Raw genomic sequence first — 13,079 nt, 5'->3', positions numbered from 1 at the left:
AGGCGTTTCCGGAGGGCCCCCGAGGGCATCGCTGGGGACATGACAAACGACGAAGCGGTGGCCGCCGAGCCACCACCGGACGCCCTCCGAGGCCCTCAGGCCGCTCTCTCCGACGAGGAACGGCTGGCCGAACTCGGCTACACCCAGGTGCTCGCGCGCCGGATGTCCGCCTTCTCCAACTACGCGGTCTCGTTCACGATCATCTCGGTGCTCTCCGGCTGTCTGACGCTGTACCTCTTCGGCATGAACACCGGCGGGCCCGCCGTCATCACCTGGGGCTGGGTCGGCGTCGGGCTGATGACGCTGTTCGTCGGGCTGGCCATGGCGGAGATCTGTTCGGCCTATCCGACGTCCGCGGGCCTGTACTTCTGGGCCCACCGCCTCGCCCCGCCGCGCTCGGCGGCCGCGTGGGCCTGGTTCGCCGGCTGGTTCAACGTGCTCGGCCAGGTGGCCGTCACCGCCGGCATCGACTTCGGGGCGGCGTCCTTCCTCGGGGCCTATCTGAACCTGCAGTTCGGCTTCGAGGTCACTCCCGGCCGTACGATCCTGCTCTTCGCGGCGATCCTGGTCCTCCACGGCCTGCTGAACACCTTCGGCGTCGGCATCGTCGCCTTCCTCAACAACGTCAGCGTGTGGTGGCACGTGGTCGGGGTCGCCGTCATCGTGGGCGCGCTCACCTTCGTGCCGGACTCGCACCGGTCGGCGTCGTACGTCTTCACCGAGTTCGTCAACAACACCGGCTGGGGCAGCGGCTTCTACGTCGTGATGATCGGCCTGCTGATGGCGCAGTACACCTTCACCGGGTACGACGCCTCCGCCCACATGACGGAGGAGACCCACGACGCGGCCGTGGCGGGCCCGCGCGGCATCGTGCAGTCCATCTGGACGTCCTGGATCGCCGGCTTCGTGCTGCTGCTGGGCTTCACCTTCGCCATCCAGTCGTACGACGGCGCCCTGAACTCCCCGACCGGGGCCCCGCCCGCGCAGATCCTGCTGGACGCGCTCGGCGCCACCACGGGCAAGCTCCTGCTGCTCGTCGTGATCGGGGCGCAGCTCTTCTGCGGCATGGCTTCCGTGACCGCCAACAGCCGCATGATCTACGCCTTCTCGCGCGACGGGGCACTGCCCTTCTCCCGCGTCTGGCACACGGTCAGCCCCCGCACGCGCACGCCCGTCGCGGCGGTCTGGCTGGCCGCCCTCGGCGCCCTGGCCCTCGGCCTGCCGTACCTGATCAACGTCACCGCGTACGCCGCGGTGACGTCCATCGCGGTCATCGGCCTCTACATCGCCTACGTCATCCCCACCCTGCTCAGGCTGCTGCGCGGCGACGACTTCGTCCGGGGCCCCTGGCACCTGGGCCGCTGGTCCCGGCCCATCGGCGTCGTCGCGGTGACCTGGGTCGGGGTGATCACGGTGCTCTTCATGCTGCCCCAGGTGTCCCCGGTCACCTGGGAGAGCTTCAACTACGCCCCGCTGGCCGTGCTGGTGGTGCTCGGCTTCGCCGCCGTGTGGTGGCTGGTCTCGGCCCGGCACTGGTTCCTCAGGCCGACCGCACCGGTTCACAAGCGCACGATCACGGACGAATCCACGGACTGACCGGCTCGGTCCCGGCCACGACAGGGCCCGGCACCGATACCCGATCGGCTGCCGGGCCCGGGGCAGCTATGCTCGGGGGTGATCGATCCGGGGCCGTTAGCTCAATTGGTCAGAGCAGCGGACTTTTAATCCGTTGGTTGTGGGTTCGAGTCCCACACGGCCTACCGATCGCGGGGCGAGGAAACACCCTCCGACCTGCGACTGAGCGCCTCGACCGGCTTCGGCCGGTCGAGGCGCTCAGTGGTTTCCGGACATCCGTGTGAGCGGGTGGCGCTTGCGACGAGTCATCTGCACCATCGCACGACCGCATCACGATGAGTCACTCCGGTCAGCCGATCGCACGCAGCGCCAGCCGCACCATGGTCATGACGCCTCGCCCGATCCAGCCGAGCAGTCCCAGTTCCGCGGCCAGTTCGGCGGCCTCCACGGCCGTTTCCGCCCGGTCCGAGGATCCGGTACGGCACCGGGAACAGGAGCGGGGCCAACGGCGCTTCCGCGCCCCGCACTTCTTGCACTTCGCCATGGCCTCAAACCTCGTTCGCGCGGGCGCCGCGGTCGGCGCCCGGGTGTCGGTCGATGATGCCTGCTCAGGCGGTGGCGGTGCGCCGCGTGGTCCGGCCGATGACCCAGCGGTAGGCGGCGCCGAGCGCCAGCGCCTGGATGACGGCTCCGACGGCGACACCGGCGAACGGGAGCACGCCGGGAAGGGCCAGGAACAGCATCGAGGTCGGGGCGGTCACGAGGAACAGCCAGACCCCGGCGAGACTGGCGTCCGCCCGCTCGACCAGGAGCGCGTCCAACCCGACCCATACGCCGACTGCGGCCACGACGGCCAGGTAGCCCAGGGCGGCCGGGTTCAGCAGGTACCGGCGAAGGGACAGGGACAGGGTGCGAGGCGAGGCAGCCATCTTCAACTCCGATGTGAGGAAACCGTGTTGCTCGGTGTGAGACACACGATGCCGTCGGGGCTGCGGCAGCGGCATGAGTACCCATACCCATGTTCGTATGGTGACGTCCGCCTCGGCCTCCTGGGTGCGGCGCGGCGGGAGCGGCTGTGTCTCCTCAGCGGGCGAACTTCTCCACGGCCTCCGGGGTGACGGGGGTGAAGAAGTTGACCAGGTTGCCGTCCGGGTCCCGGAACAGCAGCGAGCGGTTGCCCCAGGGCATCGTGGTGGGCTCGGCCACGAGGTCGGTGACGACGTCCGCCAGGTTCCGGTGCACGCGGTCCACGTCGTCGACGAGGAACTCGGTGATCACGCTGTGGTTCTCCGCCGGGCGGGCGGAGCCGGGGGCGAACAGGGGGACGGTGCGGGTGCTCGCGATCGCGAGGGTGGCGGCGGGTGTCCTGAGTTCGGCGAAGTCGTCGTTGGCCCACTCCGCCCGCACCTCCGTGACCCGCTCGTAGAAGGTGACGAGGCGTGCGACGTCACTGGTGATGATGCGGATCGAGACGAAGTTCATGAGGGCCTCCCAGGGTCGTGACGACGTCGTGCCGGCGTCGTGCATGTCGGAGGCTAGGGGAGATAGTGGACAGTTTCCGTCCTGTATCGGTTCTAGGCTGTAGCCATGACCCGACCCGCCGGCCGTGTGCTGACACTCCTGGAGCTGCTGCAGTCCGGCGGCACGCGCACGGTGGCGGAGCTCGCCGACCGGCTCGGCGTCGACGGGCGGACCGTGCGGCGGTACGTGGACCAGCTGATCGACCTCGATGTGCCCGTGGAGTCGGTGCGGGGCCGGTACGGCGGATACAGGCTCGGCGCCGGGTACCGCCTGCCGCCCCTCATGCTGAGCGACGACGAGGCGCTGGCCGTGCTGCTCGGCCTGGTGGCGGGGCGCAGGGCGGGACCGGCGGCAGGGCACACGGCGAGCGAGACGGCGTCCGCCAAGATCCGGCGCGTGCTTCCCAGGCACCTCGCGGGCCGGCTCGACACGCTCCTCGAATCCCTCGCCTTCACGGACGGGCCCGGCGGGTTCGCCGCCCCGGACACCGGGGTCCTGCTCACGATCGCCGACGCGGTGCGTCACAGCCGACCGGTCACGATGAGATACACCGGCGGCGACGGCCGGCGCGGCGAACGCACGCTGCACGCCTACGGGATCGTCGCCCACGCGGGCCGGTGGTACGTCACCGGCAGGGACCCCGGGATCGGCGAGGACCGGACCTTCCGGCTCGACCGCATCACCGACGCGCGGGCCCTCCCCGGATCGTTCGAGGTGCCCGCGGGTACCGATCCGGCCGCGCGCGTGCTGTCGGGCTTCGCCACGGCCGGGTACCGGCACGAGGTGACCCTGCGGATCCACGGAACGGCGGAGGCGATCAGGGCCCGGCTTCCCGCAGCCGTCGCGATCCTGGAGGCGGAGGAGGGACCCGCGGCCTGCGACGCCCCGACGCCCGGACGCTGGTGGCGTGTCGGTATCAGGGCGGAGCGGCTCGGCTGGCTGCCTCCGGTGCTGGCCGCGCTCGACCGGCCCTTCGTCATCGAGCGCCCGGACGAACTGCGCGACCTCGTCGCCGAGCTCGCCGATCGCCTCGCGTCCTCCGCCCGCCGGGTTCCGTGAGGCACAGCCGCCGGGGACGGGCCCTCGCGGCTTCTTCCGGCCGGTGGCTCAGGGGCGCGGCCAGGGACGGCCGCCGATGCGCTCGATGTCGGAGTTGAAGCGACGCAGGTAGCCGGCGAAGGCGGAGATGTCCTCGTCGGCCCAGTCGGCCATGACGCGCTCCAGGGAGCTGACCATGCCCTCGCGTTCCGCGTCGAGGGTCCTCGCCCCCTCCTCGGTGATGCGGAACTTGCGGGCCATGCCCCCGTCCGGATCGGGGATGCGTTCCACGAATCCGGCGCGCATGACCGCGGCGGTCTGCCGGTTGAGGGTGGAGACGTCGAGATCGAAGGCCTCGCTGAGCTCACCGACGGACATGGGGCCCTGTACGCGGATGCGGCTGAGCAGGACGTACGCGCTGCGCTCCAGGAGGCCGTCCTTGCGGCGCCCCTTCCTGTGGGTCAGCAGGCCGTGCCGGCTGAGCAGCATCTGCTCGTACTCGACCTCATGCGTTGCCCTTTTCATGCGCGGGCACCTCCTGCTTCCTGCCGGGCGGGCCGGTGTGTCGTCGTGCGTGCTGACTTCATCGTATGTTTACGCAGACTTGCATAGACCACAAGATGTGCATGATGCAATAGGAATGTACGATGCCAAGTCTCCCATCGAACCGACCGGATAGCCGAGGACCCGCGATATGGACGCACCCCAGCCCACAGCCCGCGCAGGCGGTGTGATCACCACGCTGGCACTCGCCGGCACCGTCGCCGCCGTGATGCAGACGCTGGTGACCCCGCTGATCGCGGAGCTGCCGCGGATTCTGGACACCTCTTCGTCGAACGCGGCCTGGGTGGTCACCGTCACCCTCCTGGTCGCGGGCGTGTGCGTGCCGGTCACCGGCAGGCTCGGTGACCTCCTCGGCAAGCGCCGCATGCTGCTGGCCTGCGCGGTCCCGCTGATCGTCGGGTCGGTCGTGTGCGCGCTGGCCTCCTCCGTCGTCCCGATGATCGTCGGACGAGGTCTCCAGGGCATGGGCATGGGCATGGTGCCGCTGGGCATCGCGCTCCTGCGCGACGTGGTGCCCGCCGAGAAGCTCAGCGGCTCCATCGCCCTCGTGAGCGCCTCCATGGGCATCGGTGGCGCGCTCGGTCTGCCGATCTCCGCCGCCGTCGCCGAGTACGCCAGCTGGCGCGTGCTGTTCTGGGGTTCCGCGGTCCTGGCGCTGATGATCGCCGTACTCATCTACCTCTTCGTCCCGGACGTCCCGGCCGGCGCCAAGGGGCAGCGGTTCGACGCCCCCGGCGCGATCGGGCTCGCCGTCGGCCTGGTGTCCCTCCTGCTGGCGATCTCCAAGGGCGCCGACTGGGGCTGGGGCTCCGGCACGACGCTCGGCCTGTTCGCGGTCGCGGTCGTGGCCCTGGGTGCCTGGGGGTTCTACGAGCTGCGTACCCGTGACCCGCTCGTCGATCTGCGCACCACCGCCCGTCCGCGCGTGCTGCTGACCAACGTCTCGTCGATCCTGGTCGGCGTCGGCATGTACTCCTTCATGCTCATCGCCCCCCAGCTGCTCCAGTTCCCCGAGGCCACGGGGTACGGCCTCGGGCAGTCGATGCTGGCCGCGGGTCTGTGGATGGCTCCCGGTGGCGTGATGATGATGATCGTCTCCCCGCTCGGCGGGAAGCTGATCAACGCACGTGGGCCCAAGATCGCACTCGTCCTCGGTGCGCTCGTGATCTCCCTCGGCTACGGCCTCTCCCTCTTCCTCATGGGCTCCGCCTGGGGCCTGATGATCGTCGGAATCGTCATCAACAGCGGCGTCGGCCTGGCCTACGGCGCGATGCCCGCCCTGATCATGAGCTCGGTCCCGCTCTCGGAGACCGCGGCGGCCAACGGGTTCAACACCCTGATGCGTTCCCTGGGGACGACCATCGGATCGGCCGTCATCGGTGTCGTACTGGCGCAGATGACCATGGACCTCGGCGGCTTCTCGCTCGCCTCCGAGGACGGGTTCCGCGTCGGCCTGATGATCGGCTGCGGTGTCGCCCTCGTCGCCGCGGCGGTCGCCGCGCTCATCCCGGGCCTCGTCCGCACCTCGGCCGACGGTGATCGGACCGGCTCCTCGGCGGACAAGGCGACCGTGCAAGCCTGACCACGCCGACGGAAGCGCCCCGGCCTCCGGAACTCGAGTTCCGAAGGCCGGGGCGCTTCCGCGTTCCCGGACCCGGGAACTTTCTGCTGCACGGGCATTGACCGGGGGAGTGGGCCGACTTACGTTCTTCGCGTTGTCCTTCGTATGTCATATATCAGACGCCATATGAGAGCCGAGCGCCGTATGCAGCCAGCCCCGAGCCCTCTCCCCTGCCGCCCCCGGCGCCGCGGGAGACGCTGAAGGACCCCCGCCCACCCGTCCCGCCCGTGTGCCCCGGCCCTGGCGGCGGTGACGTGCCCGCCCGACGCTCCGCAGGACTGCCGGAGCTCCGCGCTTTCCCGAAGGACCTTCATCCCCGCACGGTTCACGCTGCGGCGCCCTGCCGCGCAGCGCCCCGCCGGTGAGCACTCAGAGAAGAGAGCCGACCATGATCAAGCCCCGCAACAGCCGTCTCGCCGCCGCGATATCCCTGGTCTCCGCCCTGGCCCTCACGGCCACCGCCTGCGGTGACGACGGGAGCGGCATGACCGGCGCGAAGGGCGCCGAGGGCTCGGGAACCGGGAAGATCGTGTTCTGGGACGAGAACGGCGGTGTCCGCACGGCGATCTGGAAGGAGATCATCGCCGACTTCGAGAAGGCGAACCCGGACATCGACGTGCAGTACGTGGGCATCGCCTCCACCGAGGCCCAGTCGAAGTACGACACCGCCATCCAGGGAGGGGGGCTGCCGGACGTCGGTGGTGTGGGCGCCGCGATGGTCGCCGGGATCACCGCGCAGGACGCCCTGGAGCCGCTGGACGACCGGATCGAGAAGAGCTCCCTCAAGGGCAAGCTCAACGAGGCGATGGTCGAGAACGTGCGGAGTGCCGCCGGCCGGGACGAGATGTACACGGTGCCGATCTCCGCGACGAACGGCGTCCTGTACTACCGCACGGACCTGTTCGAGAAGGCCGGGCTGGGCGAGCCGGACACCTGGGACGAGTTCTACGGGGCCGCGGCGAAGCTGACGGACAAGAAGAAGAACCAGTTCGGCTACACCATCCGCGGCGGCCCGGGTTCCATCGCCCAGGCACTGGACGCGATGTACGGGCAGTCCGGCATCGACTCGTTCTGGGACGAGTCACAGACGAGCACGACGGTCAACGATCCGAAGAACGTCGCGGCACTGGAGAAGTACGTCGGGCTGTACAGGAAGGCCACCCCTGAGGCCGACCTCAACAACGACTTCACCAAGATGGTCGCCCAGTTCGACTCCGGCGGCATCGCCATGCTCAACCACAACCTGGGTTCCTACCAGGACCACGTGAGCTCACTCGGCACCGACAAGTTCCGTGGCATCCCGCAGCCGGAACTCGCCGACGGGACCCGGGTGATGGTCTCCAACCCCGTCTCCGGCCTAGGCCTCCTCAAGTCGTCCGAGAACAAGGCGGCCGCCTGGAAGTTCATCGAGTTCGCCGCCTCCCACGCCTCGAACTCGAAGTTCAGCGAGTCCGCAGGCCTGATCCCGGCCAACAAGGAAGCGGCCGAGGACCCCTGGCTCGACAAGGCCGAGACCACCAAGCTCGGCGCGGAGGCGCTGTTCTCCGGCGACACCAAGATCGTCCAGCTCCCCTACTACCTGCCGGACTGGAACACCCTGTCCAAGGCCGACAGCGAGGCCGGCTTCCAGAAGGTGCTGCTCGGCAAGGCGAGCGCCAAGGACTTCCTGGACACGCTCGCCGCAAACCTCGACGAGGCCCAGGCGGAGTGGAAGGAACAGCAGGGCTGAGCCGGACCGGGGGCCTGGACCTAGTCCAGGCCCTCCTCCCGCAGCTGGTACATCAGGAGGAACGTCCGGTAGGTCTCCGAGGACACGTCGAGGCACACCTCCGGACGGTTGGTCCACGTCGACAGGTTGTCGAGGGCCCGTCGGCAGGCCGCCTCGGTCTCTGCCCCGGACGGGATGTTCGAGATGAACGCGGCGATCAGCAGGACCACTGCGAGGACGACCACGCCGATACGGATGCGCATGGTCTCCCAACGACCGTCCGGCCGGGCCGGTCACTCAGGGGCGGTCGCGGGTCCCCCGGTCACTCGGATTCGTCGGTGAACGGCGGCAGGTCGGGCTCGATGAACAGACCCGCGTACTGCGGCGTGGGCAGCGGATCCGCAGCGCCCGTGTCGGCGGTCACAGTCGCGCTGTCGGCGCGCCGCTGGATCGTGCGGGCAGGCATGTCGGTCATCTCAGGTGTCCTGTACGTAGGTGTGGTGAGAGCCCCGTGACCGAGCTGCCGCGCTGGATGCCGGGCTGGTCCCGACCGGTACGGCGACGAAGTGCCACTACCGGTTCGCGCCGCTCCGGGGGCGTCCGGATCATTGTGCGGCGGTCTACGCAGACTGTAACCCTCTCAGCACTGCTTTCCCTCGGTATTGCGGGCCCGGCGTGACGGTCAGTGCGGCGGTGCGGGCTCGATGTTCTGGTTTGCGCGGAAGAGGTTGTGCGGATCGTACGTTCCCTTGGCCTCCGCGAGCCGGTCGTAATGACCGCGGTAGGTGGCCCTGACCCGGTCCTGGGACTCGTCGGTGCCGATGAAGTTCACGTAGCCGCCGCCCATGGAGTGCGGGTGCAGCGCCTCCCAGTAGCCGACGGCCCACTCCCGCAGCGCCGCCGCGTTGGCCGGGTCGGGGTCGATGCCGGCGATGACGCCCGACCAGTGGGCGTCGCGGTAGGCCCAGGCGGTGTCGTCGGGGCCGACACGGCCCGCCGCACCGTCGACCGGGTACAGGTGCATGGTCGACAGCCCGGTGGGGAGCTTCTCCGCGAAGGAGGCGTGCACGTCGACGGCGTCGTCCGTGATCCGGTCGAAGAAGTCACCGCGCCAGTACCACTGGAGACCGGCCGGCATCAGCGCGTCGAACATGCTCTGCAGGACCGGGTAGGGCATCGGGGCCGTGAAGTGGAAGGCGGGCGGGCCGGGTTCGTTCACGACGGCGAGGGTCTCGCCCAGGGATTCCGGGTCCGCCGTCGAGGACCAGATGACCCCGCACATCTTCCGGCCGTGGATCTCCTCGGGGAAGGGCGGCCCGGGCGGGACCGTGAGCGACGCGAAGAAGCCGTACAGGTCGTCCGGTGCCTGCGGCAGGAAGTCGCGGTACCACCGGATGACGTCGCGGAAGAGCTCCAGGGGCCACAGGGTGATGGCGACGCCCACCGTGTCCACGGGGTGCAGCTCGAAGTCGAACGACGTGACGACACCGAAGTTCCCGCCGCCGCCCCGGAGCGCCCAGAACAGGTCGGAGTGCTCGCTCGGGTTCGCGGAGACGAAGGTGCCGTCGGCCAGGACCACGTCCGCGGAGACCAGGTTGTCCACCGAGAGGCCGTACTTGCGGGTGAGGTATCCGTGGCCGCCGCCGAGGGTGAGTCCACCGATCCCGGTCGTGGACATGATGCCCGCCGGAGTGGCGAGGCCGAACGCGTGGGTGGCGTGGTCGAAGTCGCCCAGCGTCGCACCCCCGTCGGCCTGGGCGGTCTGGGTGGCCGGGTCGACCCGCACGCCGCGCATGGGGGAGAGGTCGAGCGTGACCGCGCCGTCGGCGAGGCAGAGCCCGGGGCCGCTGTGCCCGCCGCCCCGGACGGCCACGTCCAGGCCGTTCTCGCGGACGAACCTCACGGCCTCCATGACGTCCGCCGTGTCGTGGCACATGACGACGGCCGCCGGTTTCTTGTCGATCATGGCGTTGTACACCGTGCGGGCCTGCCCGTACTCCTGGTCGTCCGGGCCGATGACCGGGCCTCGCAGAGCGGTTCCCATCGCCTCGAGGAGGGCGCCGTCCATGATCGTCTCCTAGTGCGCGTGCGCCCGGCCGCTCCGGCACCACCTCAGGGGGTCGCCGGCCGACGCCGGCACCGCGGACGGGACCGGACACCGAAAAAGCTTGCCCCTCCAGCGTCCCGCCGCTCCGGGGGCCGCGCAATCGCGGAGCGGCGGGATGCGGACCGGTACGGGCGGGCTGCGGGATCGCGAAGTGCGGCAGCAATTCTGATCATGCGCTGATCTCCTTCAACTCCGTTCGCCCGAAAGGGGGTTGATCCATCGGAGACATCCGGGAGACTCCCGGTGACGTGAGGCGTGCGGGGCGCGACGGGCATGCGTGGTCGGAGCACCCTCCCGGATGGCGTAGAGTTGTTCTCACAACGACGCGGGGTGGAGCAGCTCGGTAGCTCGCTGGGCTCATAACCCAGAGGTCGCAGGTTCAAATCCTGTCCCCGCTACTGAAGACAGAGGCCCGGATCCTTCCAAGGATCCGGGCCTCTGTCGTATGCCGTCGCCCGGTCGGTGGTGACGGGCTTGACCTTGACGTCGCGTAAAGATCTAGCGTTTCCGGCATGGAGTGGTCCATACAGGAAATCGCCCGGCGGGCCGGCACCACGAGCCGGACCCTCCGGCACTACGGAGACGTCGGTCTCCTCGTGCCGAGCCGCACGGGCGCCAACGGCTACCGCTATTACGACCAGGAGGCCCTGGTCCGTCTCCAGCGCATCCTGCTGCTGAGGGAGCTGGGACTCTCGCTGCCCGCGATCAAGGACGTACTCGAAGGGCAGCGGGACACCTCGGCGGCTCTCCGGGCTCATCTGCGGCTGCTGGAGCAGGAGCGGGAGCGCATCGGGCGGCAGATCGCCTCGGTGCGGACCACTCTCCACAGGACCGGGAGAGGAGAGGAACTCATGGCCGAGGAAGTGCTCGACGGCTTCGATCACACGGCGTACGAGGAGGAGGTCACGGAGCGCTGGGGCCGGGAGGCGTACGAACGGAGCGGCCGGTGGTGGCGTGGCCTGGGCGAGGCCGGGCGCGCCCGTTTCCAGGCCGTGCACGAGGACATCGCCCGGGACTACGGGGCGGCCAGGGCGGCCGGCCTGGAGCCCGGCGGTGAGGAGGCGCAGGACATCGCGCGGCGGCACTGCGCCTGGCTGTCGGCGACGGCCGAGGTGACCCGTGCGTATGTGACGGGGCTCGGGGAGACGTACGTCGCCGATCCGCGCTTCGGGAGGAACTACGATCGCCACGGAGACGGAACTGCCGTCTTCGTACGGGATGCACTGACGATCTACGCGCAGCGCCGGCTCTCCGACTGACCTCCGGGGTGCGGGGCTCCGGCGCGCTCCTCCCTTCGGCCGATGGCGAGCCGCCGTCCGGCGCGGCTCCGGGCGGCCGGGGCGGGGCGCGGTACCGTCCGCAGCCGTGGGTGGACCGGGCGGGAGTACACAGGTGGGGAAGCGGGACGGACGGCGAGGGGGCGTTGCCGGGTACTCGCGTTCCCGGCGGTTCGTGCGCGCGCTGCCCGCCCTGATGATCTGTCTCGGGGTGGCCTTCGACATCAGTACGCCGGTCGAGGTCACCGCGGTGCCGCTCTTCGCCGCCGCCCCGCTGATCGCCGCCCCCTTCTTCTCGCTGGCCGGCACCGTCCGGGTCGCAGCGGCGGCGATCCTCGTCGTGCTCGCCATCCGGTTGTCGGACGGCGTGATCGCCGGGGTCGTACCGATCACTGATCTGCTCACCCTGGTGACCGTCGCCGCGCTCTCCCTCGTCATCAACCGCGTCGTGCGCCGCGGGAACGAGCAACTGGCCTCGGCCAGGGTCATCGCGGAGACCGCGATGCGCGCGGTGCTGCCGAAGCCCGAGGACCGGATCGGCGGGATGCTGGTCGCGGCGCGGTACGAGGCGGCCCAGGCGGACGAGTTCGTCGGCGGCGACCTGTTCGCCGTCGCGGACACGCCGCACGGGGTGCGCCTGGTCGTCGGGGACGTCCGGGGCAAGGGGCTGGACGCCGTGGCGGCGGTGGCCGTGGTGATCGGGGCGTTCCGGGAGGCCGCCGAGCAGGAGAGGTCGTTGGAGGGGGTGGCCCAGCGGCTTGAGCGGGCGCTGGCCCGGGAGGGCTCGCGGCGGGGCGGGCTCGACTCCATGGAGGGGTTCGTCACCGCCGTCCTGGCGGAGCTCCCGGTCGGCTCGGACACGCTGCGGGTCATCAACCGCGGACACCCGGAGCCGCTCGTGCTGCACCCGGACGGGGCGCTCGAGGTACTGGCGCCGACCACGCCCGCCCTGCCCCTCGGGATGGGGCTCGGCGCGTGGCCCGACCGTTCCGACGAGTGGACCCTGCCGGCCGGGGCGATGTTCCTGGCGTTCACCGACGGGCTCTCCGAGGCGCGGGACGGGGCGGGGGTCTTCTACGACCCGGCGGACCGGCTGCGCGGCCGGCTCTTCCCGGGGCCCGAGGAGCTGCTGTCCGCGCTCACCGACGACGTACGGCTGCACACGGGCGGACGGTCGACGGACGACCTGGCGCTGCTCGCCGTGGCCCGTCCGGCGAGGGGCCAGCAGGGGCGCCGGACCACCGTGAAGATCGTGCGGCGGGACAGTGAATGACCGGTCGCGACGGTCGGTAGTCGAAGGACCCCGCTCCGCATAACATTTGACGCACCGTCAGAAAGTGGCGGCCGGATCATGCGCACGCAACTCGCCCGTTTGCGCCCGTTTGACCCCTGTAAGTCCAGGCCAGGGGCGTGAACGATCTGTGGGAACAGCTTGGAATCGGACCCGGGTGTCTATTAACGTTCGATAACGCAGCGCGGTTGTACCCGCCGTCGCAAGAGACGGCACCGTGCGCAGCGCCGAATTCCGCAAGGGAACCGGGGAACCACCTACATGGGGTGAATCGGACACCTGTGTCTCGTGAGGGACGAAGGGGTCCGTAGGAGACCTTCCTGCTCCGAACCCGTCAGCTAACCCGGTAGGCGAGAAGGAAGGAAAGGAGTGCGCCC

Annotated in this window: 13 protein-coding genes, 2 tRNA genes and 1 riboswitch; of the genes, 8 read left to right on the top strand and 7 right to left on the bottom strand. The window is 70.1% G+C overall.

The features are described 5' to 3' along the window. The first annotated feature begins 39 nt into the window (after positions 1 to 39). Both LWJ43_RS15335 and LWJ43_RS15330 read left to right on the top strand, forming a co-directional pair. Positions 40 to 1,596 (top strand): amino acid permease, encoded by a 1,557-nt coding sequence (locus LWJ43_RS15335; RefSeq protein ID WP_277332811.1) that lies wholly within the window; start codon positions 40 to 42, stop codon positions 1,594 to 1,596. A gap of 90 nt (positions 1,597 to 1,686) precedes the next feature. Next, a tRNA-Lys gene (locus tag LWJ43_RS15330) sits at positions 1,687 to 1,760 on the top strand. Positions 1,761 to 1,924: 164 nt separating this feature from the next. Here LWJ43_RS15330 and LWJ43_RS15325 read toward each other — a convergent pair. The 3 genes from LWJ43_RS15325 to LWJ43_RS15315 form a co-directional block, all read right to left on the bottom strand. Further along, positions 1,925 to 2,119, bottom strand: a complete 195-nt coding sequence (locus LWJ43_RS15325) for a hypothetical protein (protein ID WP_277332810.1) — start codon at positions 2,117 to 2,119, stop codon at positions 1,925 to 1,927. 64 nt (positions 2,120 to 2,183) lie between these two features. Continuing rightward, positions 2,184 to 2,504: an SCO4225 family membrane protein gene (locus LWJ43_RS15320; protein ID WP_277332809.1), complete on the bottom strand. Its 321-nt coding sequence runs from the start codon at positions 2,502 to 2,504 to the stop codon at positions 2,184 to 2,186. Between the two features lie 154 nt (positions 2,505 to 2,658). Continuing rightward, positions 2,659 to 3,057, bottom strand: a complete 399-nt coding sequence (locus LWJ43_RS15315) for a VOC family protein (protein WP_277332808.1) — start codon at positions 3,055 to 3,057, stop codon at positions 2,659 to 2,661. Between the two features lie 105 nt (positions 3,058 to 3,162). Between LWJ43_RS15315 and LWJ43_RS15310 the strand changes: the two genes are divergently transcribed. After that, positions 3,163 to 4,155 (top strand): helix-turn-helix transcriptional regulator, encoded by a 993-nt coding sequence (locus LWJ43_RS15310; protein WP_277332807.1) that lies wholly within the window; start codon positions 3,163 to 3,165, stop codon positions 4,153 to 4,155. Positions 4,156 to 4,203: 48 nt separating this feature from the next. Here the strand turns inward: LWJ43_RS15310 and LWJ43_RS15305 are convergent, their stop codons facing one another. Continuing rightward, on the bottom strand, positions 4,204 to 4,659 hold the full coding sequence (locus LWJ43_RS15305; RefSeq protein WP_014155014.1) for a MarR family winged helix-turn-helix transcriptional regulator: 456 nt from the start codon (positions 4,657 to 4,659) through the stop codon (positions 4,204 to 4,206). Between the two features lie 169 nt (positions 4,660 to 4,828). Between LWJ43_RS15305 and LWJ43_RS15300 the strand changes: the two genes are divergently transcribed. Together LWJ43_RS15300 and LWJ43_RS15295 are read left to right on the top strand one after the other, a co-directional pair. Next, on the top strand, positions 4,829 to 6,280 hold the full coding sequence (locus LWJ43_RS15300) for an MFS transporter (protein ID WP_277332806.1): 1,452 nt from the start codon (positions 4,829 to 4,831) through the stop codon (positions 6,278 to 6,280). 427 nt (positions 6,281 to 6,707) lie between these two features. After that, on the top strand, positions 6,708 to 8,048 hold the full coding sequence (locus tag LWJ43_RS15295; RefSeq protein WP_277332805.1) for an ABC transporter substrate-binding protein: 1,341 nt from the start codon (positions 6,708 to 6,710) through the stop codon (positions 8,046 to 8,048). Positions 8,049 to 8,068: 20 nt separating this feature from the next. On the opposite strand, the gene LWJ43_RS15290 is transcribed toward LWJ43_RS15295, so the two are convergent. The 3 genes from LWJ43_RS15290 to LWJ43_RS15280 form a co-directional block, all read right to left on the bottom strand. Continuing rightward, positions 8,069 to 8,290, bottom strand: a complete 222-nt coding sequence (locus LWJ43_RS15290) for a hypothetical protein (RefSeq protein WP_277332804.1) — start codon at positions 8,288 to 8,290, stop codon at positions 8,069 to 8,071. A gap of 59 nt (positions 8,291 to 8,349) precedes the next feature. Continuing rightward, positions 8,350 to 8,502, bottom strand: coding sequence for a hypothetical protein (locus LWJ43_RS15285; RefSeq protein WP_277332803.1), 153 nt, complete (start codon positions 8,500 to 8,502; stop codon positions 8,350 to 8,352). Positions 8,503 to 8,709: 207 nt separating this feature from the next. Next, entirely contained in the window at positions 8,710 to 10,095 is a 1,386-nt protein-coding gene (locus LWJ43_RS15280) for an FAD-binding oxidoreductase (protein ID WP_277332802.1), read from the bottom strand. 363 nt (positions 10,096 to 10,458) lie between these two features. Here LWJ43_RS15280 and LWJ43_RS15275 point away from each other — a divergent pair. The 3 genes from LWJ43_RS15275 to LWJ43_RS15265 all read left to right on the top strand — a co-directional run bounded on the left by LWJ43_RS15275 (position 10,459) and on the right by LWJ43_RS15265 (position 12,684). Further along, positions 10,459 to 10,532, top strand: a tRNA-Met gene (locus LWJ43_RS15275). Between the two features lie 114 nt (positions 10,533 to 10,646). Next, the gene (locus tag LWJ43_RS15270) at positions 10,647 to 11,393 is read left to right on the top strand and encodes a MerR family transcriptional regulator (protein ID WP_277332801.1); all 747 of its coding nucleotides are present in this window, start codon (positions 10,647 to 10,649) and stop codon (positions 11,391 to 11,393) included. A gap of 133 nt (positions 11,394 to 11,526) precedes the next feature. Beyond that, complete coding sequence (locus LWJ43_RS15265) at positions 11,527 to 12,684, top strand: PP2C family protein-serine/threonine phosphatase (RefSeq protein ID WP_277332800.1); 1,158 nt, start codon at positions 11,527 to 11,529, stop codon at positions 12,682 to 12,684. A 233-nt stretch (positions 12,685 to 12,917) separates the two neighbouring features. Then, positions 12,918 to 13,070: riboswitch (cyclic di-AMP (ydaO/yuaA leader) on the top strand. Positions 13,071 to 13,079 lie beyond the last annotated feature (9 nt).

This window comes from Streptomyces sp. JH34, from assembly GCF_029428875.1.
Taxonomy (GTDB): Bacteria; Actinomycetota; Actinomycetes; order Streptomycetales; family Streptomycetaceae; genus Streptomyces.
The sequence above is the reverse complement of the archived record's forward strand: the minus strand, read 5'-3'. Positions and strand labels throughout refer to the sequence as shown.

Excerpts from the sequence above, each read along its gene's own strand:
- LWJ43_RS15285 (WP_277332803.1), bottom strand. The coding sequence starts at position 8,502 with ATGACCGACATGCCTGCCCGCACGATCCAGCGGCGCGCCGACAGCGCG.
- LWJ43_RS15295 (WP_277332805.1), top strand. The coding sequence starts at position 6,708 with ATGATCAAGCCCCGCAACAGCCGTCTCGCCGCCGCGATATCCCTGGTC.
- LWJ43_RS15325 (WP_277332810.1), bottom strand. The coding sequence starts at position 2,119 with ATGGCGAAGTGCAAGAAGTGCGGGGCGCGGAAGCGCCGTTGGCCCCGC.
- LWJ43_RS15315 (WP_277332808.1), bottom strand. The coding sequence starts at position 3,057 with ATGAACTTCGTCTCGATCCGCATCATCACCAGTGACGTCGCACGCCTC.
- LWJ43_RS15310 (WP_277332807.1), top strand. The coding sequence starts at position 3,163 with ATGACCCGACCCGCCGGCCGTGTGCTGACACTCCTGGAGCTGCTGCAG.
- LWJ43_RS15305 (WP_014155014.1), bottom strand. The coding sequence starts at position 4,659 with ATGAAAAGGGCAACGCATGAGGTCGAGTACGAGCAGATGCTGCTCAGC.
- LWJ43_RS15320 (WP_277332809.1), bottom strand. The coding sequence starts at position 2,504 with ATGGCTGCCTCGCCTCGCACCCTGTCCCTGTCCCTTCGCCGGTACCTG.
- LWJ43_RS15300 (WP_277332806.1), top strand. The coding sequence starts at position 4,829 with ATGGACGCACCCCAGCCCACAGCCCGCGCAGGCGGTGTGATCACCACG.
- LWJ43_RS15335 (WP_277332811.1), top strand. The coding sequence starts at position 40 with ATGACAAACGACGAAGCGGTGGCCGCCGAGCCACCACCGGACGCCCTC.
- LWJ43_RS15290 (WP_277332804.1), bottom strand. The coding sequence starts at position 8,290 with ATGCGCATCCGTATCGGCGTGGTCGTCCTCGCAGTGGTCCTGCTGATC.
- LWJ43_RS15280 (WP_277332802.1), bottom strand. The coding sequence starts at position 10,095 with ATGGACGGCGCCCTCCTCGAGGCGATGGGAACCGCTCTGCGAGGCCCG.
- LWJ43_RS15270 (WP_277332801.1), top strand. The coding sequence starts at position 10,647 with ATGGAGTGGTCCATACAGGAAATCGCCCGGCGGGCCGGCACCACGAGC.